Origin of the sequence: Spirosoma sp. 209 (assembly GCF_002006735.1) — a bacterium.
GTDB classification, from domain to species: Bacteria; Bacteroidota; Bacteroidia; order Cytophagales; family Spirosomataceae; genus Spirosoma; species Spirosoma sordidisoli.
This window is the reverse complement of the sequence record NZ_MVEC01000003.1, coordinates 252,248-269,468: the sequence shown is the minus strand read 5'-3', so window position 1 is coordinate 269,468 and position 17,221 is coordinate 252,248. Positions and strand designations below refer to the sequence as shown.

Annotated in this window: 18 protein-coding genes; 9 read left to right on the top strand and 9 right to left on the bottom strand. The window is 56.6% G+C overall.

Features of this window, described 5'->3' with window-relative positions; genetic code table 11:
* Positions 1–585 precede the first annotated feature (585 nt).
* Positions 586–840 carry a type II toxin-antitoxin system Phd/YefM family antitoxin gene (locus B1C80_RS06845; protein ID WP_129599956.1) on the top strand — a complete coding sequence of 85 codons (255 nt, stop codon included), beginning with the start codon at positions 586–588 and terminating at the stop codon, positions 838–840.
* 26 nt (positions 841–866) lie between these two features.
* Complete coding sequence (locus B1C80_RS06840) at positions 867–1,151, top strand: type II toxin-antitoxin system RelE/ParE family toxin (RefSeq protein WP_077920321.1); 285 nt, start codon at positions 867–869, stop codon at positions 1,149–1,151.
* Positions 1,152–1,301: 150 nt separating this feature from the next.
* On the opposite strand, the gene B1C80_RS06835 is transcribed toward B1C80_RS06840, so the two are convergent.
* Both B1C80_RS06835 and B1C80_RS06830 read right to left on the bottom strand, forming a co-directional pair.
* The gene (locus B1C80_RS06835; protein WP_077920320.1) at positions 1,302–2,333 is read right to left on the bottom strand and encodes a hypothetical protein; all 1,032 of its coding nucleotides are present in this window, start codon (positions 2,331–2,333) and stop codon (positions 1,302–1,304) included.
* A gap of 18 nt (positions 2,334–2,351) precedes the next feature.
* Complete coding sequence (locus B1C80_RS06830) at positions 2,352–3,614, bottom strand: NAD(P)/FAD-dependent oxidoreductase (RefSeq protein WP_077920319.1); 1,263 nt, start codon at positions 3,612–3,614, stop codon at positions 2,352–2,354.
* Positions 3,615–3,835: 221 nt separating this feature from the next.
* Between B1C80_RS06830 and B1C80_RS06825 the strand changes: the two genes are divergently transcribed.
* From B1C80_RS06825 to B1C80_RS06800, 6 genes are all read left to right on the top strand, one after another.
* A complete protein-coding gene (locus B1C80_RS06825; RefSeq protein ID WP_077920318.1) occupies positions 3,836–4,438 on the top strand; it encodes an aminodeoxychorismate/anthranilate synthase component II in 603 nt (200 codons plus the stop codon).
* A gap of 13 nt (positions 4,439–4,451) precedes the next feature.
* Entirely contained in the window at positions 4,452–5,228 is a 777-nt protein-coding gene (locus B1C80_RS06820) for an alpha/beta fold hydrolase (RefSeq protein ID WP_077920513.1), read from the top strand.
* A 131-nt stretch (positions 5,229–5,359) separates the two neighbouring features.
* Entirely contained in the window at positions 5,360–6,028 is a 669-nt protein-coding gene (locus B1C80_RS06815) for a CBS domain-containing protein (protein ID WP_077920317.1), read from the top strand.
* Between the two features lie 103 nt (positions 6,029–6,131).
* The gene (locus B1C80_RS06810; RefSeq protein ID WP_077920316.1) at positions 6,132–7,007 is read left to right on the top strand and encodes an NAD kinase; all 876 of its coding nucleotides are present in this window, start codon (positions 6,132–6,134) and stop codon (positions 7,005–7,007) included.
* A 162-nt stretch (positions 7,008–7,169) separates the two neighbouring features.
* Positions 7,170–8,150, top strand: coding sequence for a DUF6089 family protein (locus B1C80_RS06805; protein ID WP_077920315.1), 981 nt, complete (start codon positions 7,170–7,172; stop codon positions 8,148–8,150).
* 26 nt (positions 8,151–8,176) lie between these two features.
* Entirely contained in the window at positions 8,177–8,845 is a 669-nt protein-coding gene (locus B1C80_RS06800) for a DUF6089 family protein (RefSeq protein ID WP_170315640.1), read from the top strand.
* 118 nt (positions 8,846–8,963) lie between these two features.
* Here the strand turns inward: B1C80_RS06800 and B1C80_RS06795 are convergent, their stop codons facing one another.
* Positions 8,964–10,682: a GMC oxidoreductase gene (locus B1C80_RS06795; protein WP_077920314.1), complete on the bottom strand. Its 1,719-nt coding sequence runs from the start codon at positions 10,680–10,682 to the stop codon at positions 8,964–8,966.
* Between the two features lie 15 nt (positions 10,683–10,697).
* The gene (locus tag B1C80_RS06790) at positions 10,698–11,297 is read right to left on the bottom strand and encodes a gluconate 2-dehydrogenase subunit 3 family protein (RefSeq protein ID WP_077920313.1); all 600 of its coding nucleotides are present in this window, start codon (positions 11,295–11,297) and stop codon (positions 10,698–10,700) included.
* 422 nt (positions 11,298–11,719) lie between these two features.
* Between B1C80_RS06790 and B1C80_RS06785 the strand changes: the two genes are divergently transcribed.
* Positions 11,720–12,511: a M23 family metallopeptidase gene (locus B1C80_RS06785; protein WP_170315649.1), complete on the top strand. Its 792-nt coding sequence runs from the start codon at positions 11,720–11,722 to the stop codon at positions 12,509–12,511.
* Between the two features lie 2 nt (positions 12,512–12,513).
* Here B1C80_RS06785 and B1C80_RS06780 read toward each other — a convergent pair whose 3' ends face one another.
* The 5 genes from B1C80_RS06780 to B1C80_RS06760 form a co-directional block, all read right to left on the bottom strand.
* Positions 12,514–13,620: a carboxylate-amine ligase gene (locus tag B1C80_RS06780; RefSeq protein ID WP_236648660.1), complete on the bottom strand. Its 1,107-nt coding sequence runs from the start codon at positions 13,618–13,620 to the stop codon at positions 12,514–12,516.
* Between the two features lie 102 nt (positions 13,621–13,722).
* On the bottom strand, positions 13,723–13,929 hold the full coding sequence (locus B1C80_RS06775) for a hypothetical protein (protein WP_077920311.1): 207 nt from the start codon (positions 13,927–13,929) through the stop codon (positions 13,723–13,725).
* Positions 13,930–13,998: 69 nt separating this feature from the next.
* Positions 13,999–15,480, bottom strand: coding sequence for a CCA tRNA nucleotidyltransferase (locus B1C80_RS06770; protein WP_077920310.1), 1,482 nt, complete (start codon positions 15,478–15,480; stop codon positions 13,999–14,001).
* Positions 15,477–16,007 carry an L-threonylcarbamoyladenylate synthase gene (locus tag B1C80_RS06765; RefSeq protein ID WP_077920309.1) on the bottom strand — a complete coding sequence of 177 codons (531 nt, stop codon included), beginning with the start codon at positions 16,005–16,007 and terminating at the stop codon, positions 15,477–15,479. Before B1C80_RS06765 ends, B1C80_RS06770 begins: the two co-directional genes overlap by 4 nt.
* A 181-nt stretch (positions 16,008–16,188) precedes the next feature.
* Positions 16,189–17,196, bottom strand: a complete 1,008-nt coding sequence (locus tag B1C80_RS06760) for a nitrilase-related carbon-nitrogen hydrolase (RefSeq protein WP_077920308.1) — start codon at positions 17,194–17,196, stop codon at positions 16,189–16,191.
* Between the last annotated feature and the right edge of the window lie 25 nt (positions 17,197–17,221).

Sequence of the window (17,221 nt, the reverse complement as noted above, 5' to 3'; positions counted from 1 at the left end):
CTGTTGGCGTTGGGTGATGCGCCAAAAAATAGTGCTCGTTTGTGAGCTTTCGTGCGACCGTCAGCGCGTTCAAAAGGCGGGCAGTTTGGCTCGTTAGGCGGCTTGGGTTGACAAAGTGACCGCCCCGGTTTGGTAGTTTTGGGTCGCCTGCGACACAAGAATCGCCCTGACAAGCGGAGTCAAAAAGTGGGTTTGCCACATAGCGTCCGACATCAGAAATACCCCTATTAAGGAGTCTGATAGAAATGTACCGAAGGCTCCGCGCTGGTCTGAAAAGCAGCTTGTGCGTTTTGTGCGCTCACCATCAGCCCTTCGTGGCGTTGGGCGGTTCGTCCATTCAAATGGCGTGGGCGCGTCTTAGTCGACAGGTTAATAGTCTGACAGTGAGAATTTTTTCGGATTTGCTACGTGCCTGTCGACAGTTCGGTGTCCGTTCAATAGTTGGTTTTTGGGTGGCGTATATCGCGTGGTCGGACAAATCAATCAGCCGTGGACTGAACGTTGATTTTTTGTACAGACTTTACATTCTGTACAGAACTTACGATCTTCGTTATAAGTTGTCATCTTATAAACTTCTCAAAGATCATGTCACGGTCAGTTAGCAGCACTCAGGATGCGCGCAAGAACTTTTCGGAGATTATTAGTAAAGCCGCCTTTGCTAAGGAGGCTACTATCATTACACGCTCTGGCAAGAACGTAGCTGCCGTCATCTCCTTTGACGATTACGAGTTTTATCAGCAATTGGAAGATAAGCTTGATGGTGAACTAGCCACTGCTCGGTTGGCTAAGGAGGGCAGGCGATACTCCACTGAGGAAGTGAAAGCCCGATTAGGGCTATAAGCAAAGGCTCCCCAATTGATACTTGCATGAGTCTTGTTTACCGCATTGAATATGATGAAGCTGCGCTGGAAGATTTGCTTAAACTGCCCAAAAAGATCCAACAACAGCTTATCAAAGCTATTAGCCGGTTAGGAGAGTCCCCTCGCTCAGGCAACATCAAGCAGCTCAAAGGCTATGACAAATTATTTCGCCTTCGAAGTGGTGATTACCGAATTGTTTACGCGATTGAAGATGATGTAATCGTCGTTACGATTGTTGCTGTAGGCCCACGCAAGGACATATACGACTTGTTAAAGCGACGAGTAGATTAGAGTCGTCGGTCAGCTTGCGGGGGCCACTTACCGTGGATAGGAAACACTCTGGCTAGCCTGAGCGGCACCCAAAAAGTGGCAACGCAGCTGAGTTGGGCTTATCTTGCTTCATCTATTAACTCTCATGGTCGTCGGGCTAATTCCCAGCGTTTAGTTTGCATTGGATAGCCACTGCTTTTTGAGGGTTTGTTCGGCCATGCGTCCCTGCGGGCTGTACTGGTCGCGTTCGCGGTGGCGCGGTTCACTATCCATAAACCATTTCCAGGCGAAACCACCGGCAAACCAGGCCTGCGGGCGGGTGGCACTGAGCAGGGCCGCATAGGCGTTGGCCTGCGCCTGCAGATTGGGTGTACAGTCGGTCTCCGATTCCCACGGACGGCGGGCCGTATGATCGCAGGCACGATAGCCAAATTCGGTGAATAAAATGGGCTTCTGCAGCCGATCGCTTGTTTTCTGCAGGGCGTTCAGATGGGGTTTCCAGCCCCGAACCAGCGCGTTTACCGAGGGGTTGCGGTCGTCGGACAGCGGGAAATAGGCATCGACGCCAACGTAGTCGAGCTGGTTCCAGAACGGAATCGATTCGTACCGGTCCCAGTTGGCGGCATAGGTCAGTTTACCGCCGTACAGCTTCCGTACGTCTGTGATCAGCTGGTTCCAGAAGGCCGGGCGCGCTATGGCAAAGCGGTCCAGCTCGGTGGTGATGCAGTACAGATCAACCTGCAGGGAGTCGGCCATACGCGCAAAAAACAGCACATACTGGCGGTAGTCTTTCTCGAACGACTGCCAGTCGGCTTCGGTCCTGAACTCCAGGTCAAGGTGCGAGCCGCCCTGCATCCAGACGTGCGGCTTGAGCATGGTTTTAAGCCCCTGTTTCTGCGCCATCCGAATCGTTTCCGCTACACCAGCGGGCGTTTCGCCCCACCACTGCCCGTATTTCCGGCTCTCTTTCGGCCGGTTCTCACTGAAAAAGAAATGGGGGTCGTCTTTGCGGCAGAAGCCGTAGGGCACAATGGCCACCCAGTCTGCGTTTACCGCCCGAACGGGTGCCAGGGCGGCTGAGTCGGGCTGACGCGGTGGTGCCACCAGATTGACCCCTTTCAGAATTGGACCCATATACCGAAACGGCGGATCGGTCTGGCAACCCGGCAGGGTGAGCAACAGGAGAAGCAGGCGGCAGAGCATAGGGTCGGGGGAGTTGGGTTAGCGATGGTTCATCACGATTTGCTCGGCTACGTTACGGCCGGTCTGCAGGGCTGCGTTGAGCGATGGGTACGCCGTCTGGTCGCCACACTGGTAGAGCCCTTCGGCCAGTTGCAGCGGCTGGTGAACAACGGTAGGATCGTAGGCCGGTAAGGCCTGCGGCAGATGATACGTACGCAGGTGTTGCCAGCTGGCCACGTCGGCGCCAAACCACTCCGTCAGCTCCTGCCGAATTCGCCGGGTCAGGGCCTCTTCGATGACCGTTTCCAACCCCTGGGTACTGACCGAAATCAGGGCCTGCCCGTCCGGGGCGTAGCCGGGCGCTACGTCGCTCATGACGGCCATGTTATGGATGGCAGCACTGCGGTGCGTGTTCAGCATGAGCAGTTTTTCCCGATTAGGACTGGCGGGTGCCGCAAAGTAGGTACAGGTCGTATGGTTGAACGAGCGACTGATGGGGGGCGCCTGTCCCGTTAGCCGGGCCGCCTGGTCCGCATCCACGGCCATGACCACCGCCCCCGCTACCAGGCTCTCGCCCGAGGCCAGCTCGACCGTTGAGCCACTGATTCGCCGAACCAGCGTCTTCAGCCGGATCTGATCGGGAGCGAGTCGGCCGGCCAGCTGATCAGCGATAGCCCCGATACCCCGGGCCGGTACGGCGGCTTCGCCTTCAAAGAACATCCGGAAGCAGAACTCGAAAAAGTTACTCGACGTAACCAGAGCGTCTTCGAGGAAAACGCCCCCAAAAAACGGCCGGAAGAACCGGGTAATCATCTGATCGGAGAAACCGATGTCGTCCAGCAGGGCCAGCGTCGTGGTGGGCGTTTGCTGAAATAACTCGGCCACGGATAGCGACTGGGTCCGGCGCATCAGCTCGACAATCCGTAGTTTATCGCCCAGGGTGCCTACGGGCGAGGCCAGCGTAGCGAATACCGACAGTGGCTCCTGGAAGGGATTCAGCAGTTTCATCCAGCTGGCAGCCTGATTGGGTTCCTGATGGCGGATCAACGCGCCGGAACGGAACGGCCGCAGGTCGAGCGCGTTGTAGTTCAGCAGCCGCCGGGCCTCCGGATAGGCCGTCAGCAGAATCTGAAAGCCCCGGTCGAGCTGAAAACCGTTTACGATATCGGTACGAACGCGCCCGCCCACACCATCGGCCGCATCGAGCACGAGTGCGTCGATACCCGCCTGTTTGAGATAGACAGCGCAACTCAGGCCGGCAACCCCGGCACCAACAATAACAACAGGTAATTCGGCAGGCATACGATCAGGTAATGGAGTCGATGAATTCTGCACCAAAAATAAACGTTCCGGCTCCTAACCAGCGAGTTATCCACTAAATGCGTAGTATTATTTTTGGATAAATTGAATAAAATCAAGTTAATTAAATGTTAAACGTCTGTAAATCAATAATGATTATATATTTGATTTTGCCTTTTTGGGGAAACTATTAATTTTGCGATACCAGATTGCGTTACAGAAACATGAAGTTGCTGCTGCTCGACAATTACGATTCGTTTACCTTCACGCTGGTCGATTATCTACGACAGGCGGGGGCCGACTGTCGGGTGGTGCGCAACGACGAGCCGTTCGAGCGTCTGGTAGCCCAGCCGGTCGATGGTGTTGTTCTGTCGCCGGGGCCGGGTCGTCCCAAACAGGCCGGGCGGCTGCTGGATATTATTGACTACTACCACCGGCGGGTGCCTATGCTGGGGGTTTGTCTGGGCCATCAGGCCATCGGCGAATGGGCTGGGGCCAGCCTGAGTCCGGCCCTTCAGCCGATGCACGGCAAAGTGTCGCGGGTGCGGGTCGGTAAACACCCTGATCCGCTGCTGACCGGCCTACCGGATTCGTTTTCGGTTACGCGCTATCACTCGCTGGTGCTGACCCAGCTCCCCGCCAGTCTGGACTGTATCTTGGAAACCGAGTCGGGCGAGGTGATGGGGATCCGGCATCGGACGTTACCGCTCTGGGGGGTTCAGTTTCACCCGGAAGCCGTACTGACCGAGTGGGGGCTTCCGTTACTGACCAACTGGATCAAAATTGTTCAAAAACTAACCCAAAACCAGTATCTACCGCATCGTTAACTGTTTAATGCGCATGAAGTACACAATCAGAGAAGAAGCGGGGTTCCGCTACGTTGACGAAGGAGAGGGCGAAGTGCTGCTGTTATTACACGGTTTATTCGGCGCGCTCAGTAACTGGGACGACGTAATCCAGACCTTCTCGAACCGATACCGGGTAGTTATTCCGATGTTGCCGATCTACGAAATGCCGATCCGGCAGGCCAGCCTGGAAGGGCTCGTAGCGTTCATCGAAAAATTTGTTGCCCAGAAAAGATTACAGGACCTGACGTTGCTGGGTAACTCGCTCGGTGGCCATCTGGCGATTCTGTACACCTTCAAAAATCCCGATCAGGTTCGTCGGCTGGTGCTGACGGGCAGCTCGGGGCTGTTCGAGAACGGCATGGGTGGCTCGTTTCCCAAGCGTGGCAGTTACGACTACATTGCTGAGCGGGTAGCCTACACATTCTACGATCCCAACGTGGCCTCGAAAGAGCTGATCGACGAGGTGTTTGAGATCACCAGCAGCATTCCCAAGTGCATGAGCATCGTGTCGATTGCCAAGTCGGCCCAGCGCAACAACGTTGGTAAGGATCTGCACCAGATTCAGGTACCGACGCTGCTGGTCTGGGGGCTCAACGATACCATTACCCCGGCCAACGTGGGTCATGAGTTCAACCGGCTCATTACCCATTCAGAACTCTACTTCATCGACCAGTGCTGCCACGCGCCGATGATGGAGTGCCCGGCCCGTTTCAACGAGCTGCTCGAAAGCTGGCTGGCCCGCCATCCGGTTGGCGAACTGGTAGAATAGGGCCCGGGGGCCGGGGCGCAGGTTCGTAGCCCGGCCTATACTCTACGCGCCCGGCCTTTTAAATAAGATTTGGAAACTATGCCGGAAATTCTGTAGTTTTCTGGCATACAGTTTTCTTAGACACCATTCATATGCTGGCTGCCGAACTTATTGACCCCATGCTCCCGGCGCTGAAACCGTCTGACTCTGTCGGACAGGCTTTGGACTGGATGCAGGAGCACCGCATCGGGCAACTCGTGCTGACTGATCAGAGCGAATACCGGGGCGTAGTAACCGAAGAGTTGCTCATGGATGTGGCCGACGAAGAGCAGCCCCTGAGCGATGTAATGCGGCTTTTTGAACAGATTTACGTGTTCGATAATCAGCATTTGTATGAGATTCTGAGTCTCGTGATTCAGAACCGGATGGATGTCGTGGCGGTACTGAACGAGGGGCGTGAATTTATCGGAACGGTCTCGGCCAACGAACTGATCCGGCAGTTTGCGCAGGAGCTGGGCGTTCAGGAAGCCGGCGCCATTCTGATCCTGAGTTTGAACGAACGCGATTATTCAATGGCCGAGATCAGCCGGCTGATCGAATCGAACAACACCAAAATTGTCAGCAGCTATTTTTCCAGCGCGGCCTACGGGCAACCCGACCGCTCGCGACTGACGCTCAAGCTGAACCGACGCGATATCACCCTCGTGATTTCAACGCTCGAACGGTTCGGGTATCAGATCGAAGCGGCTTTTGCCAACACACCCGTCGAAAGTATCGATCAGGAGCGGCTCGATTCGTTGCTTCGTTATTTAAACACCTAGTTTTGGTAGTTTCGCCCCTGGTTCTGGTCAGCCTTCACCTGGATGAAAACGCGGGTGTCATCCGCTTCCGGAACCCCATGCCGAAAACTATAAACGCTCTTCCATGAAAATCGCCATTCACGGGCGTAACTTTCCCGAACAGGCCCGACCGTATATCCAGTCTATGTTTGAAGAACTGGCAAAACGGCAGGCCGACGTGCTTATCTCGCAGGGGTATCGCGAGTTTCTCGACAACGCTGGCATTACTCATTACAGCACCGCTACCTATACCGTTGACGAAGGCCTTGCCGATGCCGATTTCATCTTTAGTCTGGGGGGCGACGGAACCCTGCTCGATGCCGTAACCCACGTTGGACCCCGGCAGATTCCGATCATCGGTATCAACATTGGGCGGCTCGGCTTTCTGGCAACGGTAGCGCCCTCGTCGATTCGACTGATGATCGACGCGCTCTTCAACGAGCAGTACAGCATTGATGAGCGAACCCTGGTCAGCGTCAGGTCGAGCCAGGAGATATTCGGCCAGCTTCCGTTCGGGCTCAACGACTTCACCATCACCCGCACCCAGACCTCGTCTATGATTACGGTGCATACCTATCTGGATGGCGAATTCCTGAATTCGTACTGGGCCGACGGGCTGATCGTTTCTACGCCCTCGGGTTCTACGGGTTACTCGCTCAGCTGTGGCGGGCCGGTGCTGCTGCCGCAAACCAACAATTTTATCATTACCCCGATCAGCCCGCATAACCTGAACGTGCGGCCCATGATTGTGATGGACAGTTGTCAGCTGGCGTTTGAGGTTGAGAGCCGGAGTGGAAACTTTCTGGCCGCCCTCGACTCCCGGTCGTTTACGGTTGAAACGTCGGTGCGGATCAGCGTACAGAAGGAAGCGTTCAAAGCCCGGCTGGTTAAGCTCGGTGACGATAATTTCCTGAACACCCTCCGGAGCAAACTTAACTGGGGCTGGGATATCCGGAATTGAAACCAGACGGCCGTTTTAGTCAATTAATGGTCCAATCAATGGTTTGACAGGCGCTCTGTCGTACATTTTTTGTCTTTTCGCCAATAATTTTAACAATACCTCCGTTTGGGAATTGGCTGGCTTTTGGGGCCAGTGGGGGTTGATTCACGTATTTTACGCTTTATGAAAACATATCAGTACGTAGTAGCAGGCGTTGCGGTTCTTATTTTACTGGCAACCCGGGCTACGGATAGTGTAGCCCAACGCCGACCAAACACTCGTTTTGCCCCTTACTCTGCCGTCTCCCTGGGCGTCGGTTCCTCGCATTATTACGGTGAGCTGGCCGGTTACCGGCAGCCGCTGCGTGCTACGTTTATCATGCCCCGCTGGAACGTGGCCCTTGGCTATACGCGTCAGTTTACGCCCCATTTTGCAGCCAGAGCATCGTTTACCTGGGCCCGCATTTCGGGCGACGATTACACGTTCAGCAAGGTGAATCCCACGTTATTCGCGGCTCAGTATGCCCGAAACCTCCACTTCCGAAACGACTTGAAAGAGTTTGCCGTAACGGGCATTTATAATTTTATCGAAGACGGACGCAACTCGAACGCACGGGCCAAATTCACGCCTTACCTCTTTGGTGGCCTGGCCTTGCTGGCCCATGCACCGGAAGCCCGCACGCCTACCGAAACCAACAACAACAATGGCGAGTACGAAGCCCGTAAATGGGTAAAGCTACAGCCGCTTCGTACGGAAGGACAGGGTCAGCCCGGCTACGACAAGCCCTACTCGCTGGTAACGCTGGCCGTGCCGGTAGGCTTTGGCGCTCGCTACAGATTGAACGATAACTTCGACCTGGGCGCCGAAATCGGGTTCCGGCTTACGTTCACCGACTATCTTGACGATGTAGGCGGCAACTATGCCAGCCCGGAAGCCGTGCAGGGGCTTGGCGCTATCATGGCCGACCGGCGCTTCGAGCGTGATGCCGCCCGCGTCAATACGGATCGGTACACGGTAGCGCAGGAGTTGTTTGCCGCCGATCCCAGTCCTTTCCAGAGCGAGATTCGCGGGGCTAACACCGTCCTGAAAGATGGCTACCTGCTGACTAATTTCTCCGTTCGTTACATTATTCCGGGTCGGATCAAGTGCCCACCCATCAAGTAATACCGGTTGGGTTTCTCCACACGTCTATGAGGCATAGAATCAAATTGGCCTGGCTGCTCATAGCCGGGCTTTTTATCAGTCTGACTACACTGGCGCAAAAAGCCGAGATTGGCGGTGGGCTGGGGGGAATGCTGTACAAGGGAGACGTGTCGCCCAGTCTCAACCCCCGCTTTTACATGCCGGCGGCCAATATGTTCTTCCGGTATAATGCCACCCGATCCGTATCGTTCCGGGGCGGACTGGCCATCGGTGGTATCAAAGGTGAAGATCGGGTGAGCCGCGATCCGCTTCAGCTGGCCCGCGATTACTCGTTCAACAGCCGGGTCAGCGAAGCAACGATCGACATTCAGTACAACTTCTTTTCCTACAAGCCGCAGCCCAAGGTCCGCAACTGGACACCCTACGTCTTCGGCGGAATCGGCCTCTTCAGCGTCCGGAACTCGGTGGTGCGCGCCAGAGGGTACATGACCTTTCCGATTGGGATTGGCGTAAAATACGAGATCAAACGCCCCTGGAGCATCGGGGCTGAGTTTGGAACCCGGTTCACGAACAGCGACTATCTGGACGGCCTCGGCGACGTTACCTACGGCGTCACAACCGCTAAAAACGCCCAGGGAAACCCCGCCCTGCGCGACAGCTACACCTATACCGGCATCATGGTCAGTTATACCTTCTACAAGATTTTCTGCCCGTAGAGACGCGACCGCACCGGTGTCCCGGCCTTCGCGTCTCTGTTGATCACGTTTCTTATGATGCCTGTAGAGACGCGATCGCACCGGCGTCCCGGCCCTCGCGTCTCTGTTCATGGCGTCTCTACAGGTTCTTCTTAGTCAGCTGGTCTACTGCATAATTGGCCGCGCGGGCGGTGAGTGCCATGTACGTCAGCGATGGGTTCACGCAGGATGAAGAGGCCATGGCGGCTCCGTCGGTGACGAACACATTTTTGCAGTCGTGGACCTGGTTGAATTTGTTCAGCACCGACGTTTTCGGGTCTTTACCCATACGGGCCGTCCCCATTTCGTGGATACCCAGGCCCAGGTGAACATCCTGCCGGTTGTTGCCCGTAATATTCTTGAAACCGGCGGCATCGAGCATTTCGGCGGCCGAGTTCATCATGTCTTTACGCATGGCAATCTCGTTCTCGCCAAAGGCGGCATCGAACACGATGAGGGGAACGCCCCATTTATCTTTCTTTACCGGGTCGAGGTACATGCGGTTATTCGGGTTGGGTAATACCTCGCCGAAGCCACCGAACCCGATGGTCCAGGCGCCGGGTTGTGTCATTTGCTGTTTGAACGATGCGCCAAAGCCGTCCATGGCCACGCCCCGTTTCCAGTCGCTTCGACTTGCTCCGCCCTGGTACCCAAAGCCCCGCAGGTAGGTAGTCTGCCGGTCGCTGCCCCAGTTTCGGAAGCGGGGAATATACAGGGCGTTGGGTCGCTGGCCATACATCAGGTCTTCGTCGAACCCCTCGATGGTGGCGTTGGCACCGGCTCCCAGATGGTGGTCCATGATGTTGCGGCCGACCTGATCACTGTCGTTGCCAAGGCCATTCGGAAACCGGCTCGACCGGGAGTTGAGCAGCAGCGCGGCCGTATTCATCGAGCCGGCGTTGAGAAAAATAATCCGGGCCGAGTAGTCGGTAACGGCCAGCGTGTGCTGGTTAATAACCCGAACGCCGGTGGCGCGGCCTGTTTTATCGTCGTAGATCAGCTCAGCCGCAATGCTGTCGTGCAGAATGTCCAGCCGGTTGGTAGCCCGGGCCGCCGGAATCGCTCCGGATAGCGAGCTGTAGTAGGCTCCATACGGACAGCCCCGGCTGCATTTGTTACGGAACTGGCACGACGCCCGGCCCAGTGCCGTATGCCACGACTGCGGTTGGGTCAGGTTGGCCACGCGGCCAATGGTTACCGGACGGTTGAGCTTCTGCTTCATGGCCTCCCGAAAAAAGCGCTCGGGGGGCGACATCGGCATGGGCGGTAGAAAATGACTGTCGGGGAGTACCGCCAGCTGCTCGGCCTGCCCACTTACGCCCACAAACTTCTCGATATAGCTGTACCAGGGGACCAGATCAGTATAACGAATGGGCCAGTCGACTCCGATGCCCTCTTTCGCGTTTGCTTCAAAGTCGGCGGGATTCCAGCGGTAGGTTTGCCGACCCCAGTGCATGGACTTGCCGCCCGTATGATAAGCCCGAATCCAGTCGAACGGCCGTTTTTCGACGTACGGGTTCTGCTGGTCGTTGGTCATGAATCCGGCTTTGTCGTCCTGAGCCATGCCCACAAACCGGTTGTTGGCCCATAACTCTTCGGCCGAGCGGACGGGGACTTTATCCCGGTGCTGAATCTCCCAGGGCGCCTTCATCGCCGTATCGTAATCTTCGATATGCTTCACCTCGCGGCCGCGCTCGATCACGAGCACACGCAGGCCTTTCTGGGTTAGTTCTTTGGCCGCGATGCCGCCAGTCATGCCCGACCCCACCACAATAGCGTCGTAGCGATGGGTTTTATCCGTCGTCAGGTTTAGATTCATAAAGGTAGGTAGGGGTTAGTAGGCGTAGACTTTCTGACCGGACTTAATCTTGACGAGTTCGTACTTGCCCGGAATCGGTACATAGTTGAACGACGCCTGCAGGCCTGCTTCGGACGTGAAGTAGCCCAGCAGCGTCAGTTCCTTCATAAGCCGCCAGAAGGGTAGCCCCGTAGCCTGTTTTTTCATCAGTTCTTTGTCTTCATTATCGCCCATTTTCGTCTGCTGCACCTGATAGGCTTTCATCAGCTCTTTGGTCTCCGCTTCGAGCCGCCGAAGCGTTTCGGTTTGATCGGCCGTTGACTGGCTCAGAAAACCAGCCTGCTGGAGCTGCTCAACCCCCGCCACAAAACTCTGATGTTCGGGTTGCAGATAGCAGTCCTGCAGCATCATTTCGATAAAAGCCGGTACGCCGGCTTCTATAGCGCCCGGCGTGTCGGTTTTTGGAATAATTAACTCAGCCACCGTGGCAACAAGACTGCGCTGGTCTGAGGTCAGGGTAAACCCGCCCGGAGCCCGTTCGTGCCGGTCCCGACGGTTCATGGCCAGCAGGGTAGGGGCCGAGAGGGTGCTTCCGAGTAGCAGCGAGATATGAGAAAGCGCGTTTCGTCGATTCATTCTGGAACAGGGCTTATAGTATTTACCAATAAGACAAAATAATAGGATAAACTACAGGTTTGCTTCCTTCAGAAGCCTTGATTTTACATTATTTTTTCAGGCCGACATTTTTGGCTGATGGGAGCCTGGCCGAAAAAAGACGCCTTATGCCTGATGGCACGGGTCTGCTCAGAACTGCCATGGTATCAGGCCAATTACCGCATGACCGATCTCGTACCCGGCGGATGAGAACGTACACCAGCGAACCGTAAGCCGGAACGCCCGGCCCGGTGGAGAGCGGCCTGGAGGTGCCTGATTGGCTAAGGAGCGTATACTGCATCGGCAGCTCTCCGGGGCCGACGGCCTTATTTACCGCTACTTTCCGTATTTTTGGGCACTTGACCTTAATGTAACAGGTAGTGAAAGTTGACGTATTGTCGTTCATGCGGGTAGCAGGCATTCTGGGAGCAATTGTGATCGGGAGTTTAAACGTAGCTTCATCGCAGGTTGTATCGGCCAATTCGGTAGAGCCAACCGTTTACGCCTATTGCCAGCAATTTCAAACCCTATACACCCTGATTCGTGAACAGCGGGTAGCGCCCGACTCGGCCCGTATGGCTTTTAGTGGCATCATGAAAGGACTGCAGGAGCGTTTCAGGAGTGTTGACAGCTTCCAGCCCGATTCGGCCCAACGCGACAGTCTGCGCCGGACGGGTCGTTACTTTGCGTTTCCACTGCGTGGTTATGCGCCCAGCGCCATCGGCGGCACTCACGGCGAAGGGTACCGGGGAAACGGCTTTGATTTGTTCGACTACAACGTGCGTGGGAGCCATCCGGCCCAGGATATATTCATTTCAGACCGAAATCAGGATTACCTCGACGACCGGACGCGGCAGCCGGTCGATATTCTGTCGATGAGCAACGGCCTGGTGCTGGGAATCGAAACGGGCTGGTTACCGGGTTCCGAATACCGGGGGGGCAACTGGATCTGGATATATGATCCAACCCTGCATGGCCTTTTTTACTACGCGCACAACAGCCACATCACCGTTGCGCCGGGGCAGTGGGTACAGGCCGGGCAGAAAATTGGCGAAATGGGCCGAACGGGGTTCAATGCCTACAAAAGCCGGTCGCCGACGCACCTGCACCTGATGTATTTACAGATACAGCCCGACGGTCTTCCTTTGCCGCTCAATACCTACAGCTGGCTGCTTTCGGCCCGGCTGAGCCGGTAAGGTTACCTGGCCGTTTCGGCAATCAGGTAGTCGACAACGTCTTCCAGCTTCTCGGTCTGCTCAAAAACGGCCCGTTGCCGGCTAGCCCCGTTGCCCTCCCCAAAGACTTTATCGATCAGCTTCGTTATCTCGTTTCGGTCGCCGTAAACGTCCAGCGCCGGGCTTACGTAGGCCAGCAGCTGATCAACCAGTTGCCGGGCCGGAACCGCCTGGGCTGCCTGTACGTCGATGAGTTGGTCGGTCAGGCCAAAGCGCGCGGCCTGCCATTTGGCCGCCTGTACCAGTTCGGTTCTGACGTGGCGGAAGGGGGCGTATCGCTCGGCGTCCCAGGCGCAGGTTCGGGCCAGGGCGCGCACCAGTCCGGCAATCAGAACCGCTTCGTCGACGGTTAAACAAACATCCGTTACCCGGAACTCGAGCGTGTCGTAATGCGACGACGGCCGAACATCCCAGTAGATCTTGCTGGCGTCGGCAATGATGCCCGTAGAGGCAAGCTCGTTGACTAGTTGCTCGTAGTCGGCCCAGGCGTCGAAGACCTGCGGGATACCGGCGGTGGGCCAGCGTCCCCATATCTCGGTGCGGAAGCTGGCGTAGCCGGTATCGGTGCCGAGCCAGAAGGGCGAGTTACCCGCCAGCGCCAGCAGGACCGATAACCAGGGGCGCGACCGGTTCATGACCTGTATGGCGATTTCCCGGTCCGGGATGCCGACATGCACGTGGCAGCCAAAGATCAGCTGCTCGCGGGTGAGCTGTTGAAAGTCGGTAGCCAGGTCGCGGTAACGGGCTCGCCGGGTCAGCTTCTGGTCTTCCCAGTGCGAAAAAGGATGGGTGCCAGCCGCCACGATGCGATTTCCCGTTTTCTCGGCGGCCGTAATCAGCTCGCTCCGCAGCCGGTTCAGTTCGTCGCGTACCTGGCCGAGGGTCTGGCAGACGGGGGTGCCAATTTCGATCTGCGATCGGTACATCTCGGGCGTTACCTGATCGCCAACGGTAGCCCGCGCTTCCGGGAGAATGAGCTGCGCGTCGGACTGTAGCTGCCGGGTTTCGGGATCAACAATCTGATACTCTTCTTCAACGCCCAGGGTAAAGGCTTCGTCGGGAATGGCCACGGATAGACGGGTTTGGGTGTGTGCTGACTCGGAGAGCCGGTGTTTACAACCCACCAGCCCGAAAGAGTAACCCGCCTGTCTGTAAATTGTTGGCCGTGGTTATTATGACTCCCGCACCAGGTTGACGCCGGTAATCAGAAAAATCATGCCGACGATGAACGGGGCGGCCGACTCGGCCTTGTTGACACTCATTCCCAGAACGGGTTTGCCATCAGACAGAAAGGCCACGAGGGCAAACAGGACGACGACAACCCCCAGGATGGTCAGCGTTGCGCCAAAGAAGCGCCGGAAATTGGTATTATTCTCCACGGTGTTAACTGAATAAACGATGAATGATAAACAGGGAATGAGGACAATGGATGCTCAAAATAAGCGGATTCATTGTTCATTGTTCACGATTGTTTTGGCAACCAGCCCGCGCTTTCGTCCCTCTTCAAGCAAAAACGGCAGCGCCTGATCGAGCGTGTTGGGAACAAGTCCATCTAGTACGGCTTCGCGAACCACGGTTTTCAGCTCGCCCACTTCTTTGGAGGGCGGCAGGCCGAAGGTTTCCATGATAAGTTCGCCCGTTATGACGGGCTGAAAGTTGCGCAGTTTGTCGCGCTCTTCCAGATCGTGCAGCTTCTGTTCGACCTTATCGAAGTTACGCAGGTGTTTCTGGACCTTTTCGTAGTTCTTCGAGGTAATGTCGGCGCGGCAGAGCGCCATCAGCCCGTCGAGGTCGTTGCCCGCGTCGAACAGGAGCCGGCGCAGGGCCGAGTCGGTAATCTGCTCTTTGGTGAGCGCAATGGGCCGCAGATGCAAACGAACCAGCGTCTGTACAAACCGCATGTGCTCGTTGAGCGGCAGCTTCAGGTTTCGGAAAATACGCGGTACCCAGCGGGCCCCCAGGTCTTCGTGGCCGTGAAAGGTCCAGCCTGCTTTCTGGTCGAACCGCTTGGTAGCGGGTTTGGCAATGTCGTGCAACAGAGCGGCCCACCGGAGCCACAGCTCGTTTTCGGGGGCGACGGCGTCTTTTTTCGAGCGGTTGGCAATGTTGTCGAGGACCTGCAGCGTATGGTAAAAGTTGTCTTTGTGGCCTTTCCCTTCTACCGTCTCTACCCCCTTCAGGGCAATCAATTCCGGGAAAATACGCTCCAGCAGCCCCGCGTGGTACAGCAGTTTGAACCCATACGAAGGTGTTGATGACAGAATGATCTTGTTCAGCTCGTCGGTAATGCGCTCCTGCGACACGATGCTGATCCGTTCGTTCATCCTGACGATGGCATCGAAGGTATCGGGCTCGATATCGAAGTTGAGCTGCGACGCGAACCGGATGGCCCGCATCATCCGAAGCGGGTCGTCGGAGAACGTAAGGGCCGGGTCGAGCGGGGTCCGGATGGTTTTCCGTTTCAGGTCTTTCAGCCCGTCAAATGGGTCGAGCAGGGTGCCGAAGTCGGTCTGGCTCAGGCTGATGCCCATAGCGTTGATGGTAAAATCCCGGCGGTTCTGGTCGTCTTCGAGGGTGCCGTCTTCAACAATCGGTTTGCGGGAGTCGCTCCGGTACGATTCTTTCCGGGCGCCGACAAACTCAACCTCCCAGCTGTCGGTAGTGGTCGGGCTGCCGGGCTGGTTTGTCCGCAGCATCGCGGTGCCGAAGTTCGGGAATAGGGCAACGGGCGTGCGCAGCGCCTGACCCACGGCTTCGGCCAGCGCAATGCCACTGCCTATGCAGACCACATCGATATCTTTCGACGGGCGACCCAGCACCAGATCGCGTACGAACCCGCCAATTACGTAGGCTTTTACGCCCATCGAATCAGCCTGTTGGGCGATGGTCTCGAAAATCGGGTTTTTATGGAGTATGTCGCTAAAATTCATTTTCGTATAAACTGCACCTCGCCATTTACCCCCAGCCGCATGATGCGGGGCCATCTGGGCATGCCGGGCAGCGTTCCGAACCGCTCAGCGACGAGTGATTCAGCCGCCGGTGGCAGGCTCAGCGACTCGAATGGAATGGTCAGCAAACCGCGGCCAAAACTGCCGATCAGCCGCTGTATGTCGGGATTGAGCGACCGCCGAACGGCCACCGTAGGCGTATCAGCCAGGGCCGATGCAGCCAGGTTTTTGCCCTGATCGTAGACGACAATCAGCGGGTTTTCGGCAAACTCAACCAGATCGAAGGCTACATCGGGCACTTTAGCCACGTAGAGACCCAGCTGATCGGTATGCTGAATGAGCACGGTGGGCTGCAGCTGGGCAGGCAGGCTCGTCCGAAGGCTGAGCAGCGAAAGAACGGCTGCGTCATGAGTCGGATCGGCGGCTACCGACCAGCCGGTTTCGTCGGCGAGGGCAATAAGCTGGCCCTGCCGCAGTTGATAGGCGATGTCGCGGATGCTTGCGGTCATAATGTAATAACCCGCAAAAATACGCCAAGTTTGGCAGAAGTATGCAGTGGTAACCCCCGGTCTGCGGTACCCGACCGGTTGCAGGCCGACAGCCTGGTGGTTGGCGGACGGGTCTGATCAGTTACTGGTTTGTCTGGAAAACCGAAAAAGGGCCTGGCAGGCCCTTTTTCGGTTGGGTGAATCAGGAGTAGAGTTTCTTGATCACTTCCTGCTGCGTTCGAACAAAGTGGGGGCGTTCGGCGGGTTGGCTCAGCAGGGTGTCGGGGGGATAGATGCTGGTCTGGGCGTAGCTCTGGGCATACAGTTCATTGCGCTGGCGGGCCAGCAGGTTGCCAGCTGCGGGCCGTTGCCGGAACTCGCGCAGGGCCGCCAGGTCGATATCGGCGGTGGCCGCCAGGCTTTCGCCCTGGGCGGCTTCGGCCAGGATCATACCGCGGGGGTCAATGATTCTGGACCCACCGTTATGGGTCGCGAAGGGAACTGGGCTATCGAGAACCCCGCCCGCGTTAGCCGATACGACATAGGCCATATTCTCGATGGCTCTGGCCTGTTTAGCCACATTTTTCGGACTGACCAGGGGGCTGCTCACTTCGGACGTAGCATGCAGAAGCACTTCGGCTCCGCGCATGGTCAGGCAGCGCGCCACTTCCGGAAACAGAATCTCGTCGGAGGCAATGCAGGCCAGCGTGCCGATGTTTGTTTTGATGACCGGGAAAAGCGAATCGTAGCCGTACGCATCCAGATACAGCTCCCAGACGTCGTGGGGCGTGGGGGTATACATGGCGTTCAGCCGCCGGTAGCGCAGCAGCACATCGCCGTTAGGGCCCATGATGAAGCTGGTCTGAAAGTACAGCTCCGGGAAAAAAGCATCCTGTTCGTAGACGTTGCCCGAAAAATAGATCTGCTGCCGCTGTACCATAGCGCCCAGAGCCTCATACACGCGTCCGTCGATCTCCAGGGCGGCTTTTTCGCGCCACTGTTCCGTGGTTTCGCTAAGCGGTGGACCCGTCAGGAAAGACTCCGGTACCACAACCAGCAGGGTGTCTTTGCCAATGAAGTTGATAGAAGCGGCAATCTGTTGTTCAAGGCGTTCGATGGTTCGAAGCATGGCCGCTTCGGCTTCGTCGCGGGTCTGTAGGGCGTTAACGGTCTGGCAGGTCAGTTGAAGGGCCAGGGCTTTGTATGACATGAGTGAGTGGGATGGGTACCGCCAA

Excerpts from the sequence above, each read along its gene's own strand:
- B1C80_RS06795 (WP_077920314.1), bottom strand. The coding sequence starts at position 10,682 with ATGAATCTAAACCTGACGACGGATAAAACCCATCGCTACGACGCTATT.
- B1C80_RS06785 (WP_170315649.1), top strand. The coding sequence starts at position 11,720 with ATGCGGGTAGCAGGCATTCTGGGAGCAATTGTGATCGGGAGTTTAAAC.
- B1C80_RS06835 (WP_077920320.1), bottom strand. The coding sequence starts at position 2,333 with ATGCTCTGCCGCCTGCTTCTCCTGTTGCTCACCCTGCCGGGTTGCCAG.
- B1C80_RS06760 (WP_077920308.1), bottom strand. The coding sequence starts at position 17,196 with ATGTCATACAAAGCCCTGGCCCTTCAACTGACCTGCCAGACCGTTAAC.
- B1C80_RS06845 (WP_129599956.1), top strand. The coding sequence starts at position 586 with ATGTCACGGTCAGTTAGCAGCACTCAGGATGCGCGCAAGAACTTTTCG.
- B1C80_RS06770 (WP_077920310.1), bottom strand. The coding sequence starts at position 15,480 with ATGAATTTTAGCGACATACTCCATAAAAACCCGATTTTCGAGACCATC.
- B1C80_RS06805 (WP_077920315.1), top strand. The coding sequence starts at position 7,170 with ATGAAAACATATCAGTACGTAGTAGCAGGCGTTGCGGTTCTTATTTTA.
- B1C80_RS06790 (WP_077920313.1), bottom strand. The coding sequence starts at position 11,297 with ATGAATCGACGAAACGCGCTTTCTCATATCTCGCTGCTACTCGGAAGC.
- B1C80_RS06765 (WP_077920309.1), bottom strand. The coding sequence starts at position 16,007 with ATGACCGCAAGCATCCGCGACATCGCCTATCAACTGCGGCAGGGCCAG.
- B1C80_RS06800 (WP_170315640.1), top strand. The coding sequence starts at position 8,177 with ATGAGGCATAGAATCAAATTGGCCTGGCTGCTCATAGCCGGGCTTTTT.
- B1C80_RS06825 (WP_077920318.1), top strand. The coding sequence starts at position 3,836 with ATGAAGTTGCTGCTGCTCGACAATTACGATTCGTTTACCTTCACGCTG.
- B1C80_RS06840 (WP_077920321.1), top strand. The coding sequence starts at position 867 with ATGAGTCTTGTTTACCGCATTGAATATGATGAAGCTGCGCTGGAAGAT.
- B1C80_RS06815 (WP_077920317.1), top strand. The coding sequence starts at position 5,360 with ATGCTGGCTGCCGAACTTATTGACCCCATGCTCCCGGCGCTGAAACCG.
- B1C80_RS06830 (WP_077920319.1), bottom strand. The coding sequence starts at position 3,614 with ATGCCTGCCGAATTACCTGTTGTTATTGTTGGTGCCGGGGTTGCCGGC.
- B1C80_RS06820 (WP_077920513.1), top strand. The coding sequence starts at position 4,452 with ATGAAGTACACAATCAGAGAAGAAGCGGGGTTCCGCTACGTTGACGAA.
- B1C80_RS06810 (WP_077920316.1), top strand. The coding sequence starts at position 6,132 with ATGAAAATCGCCATTCACGGGCGTAACTTTCCCGAACAGGCCCGACCG.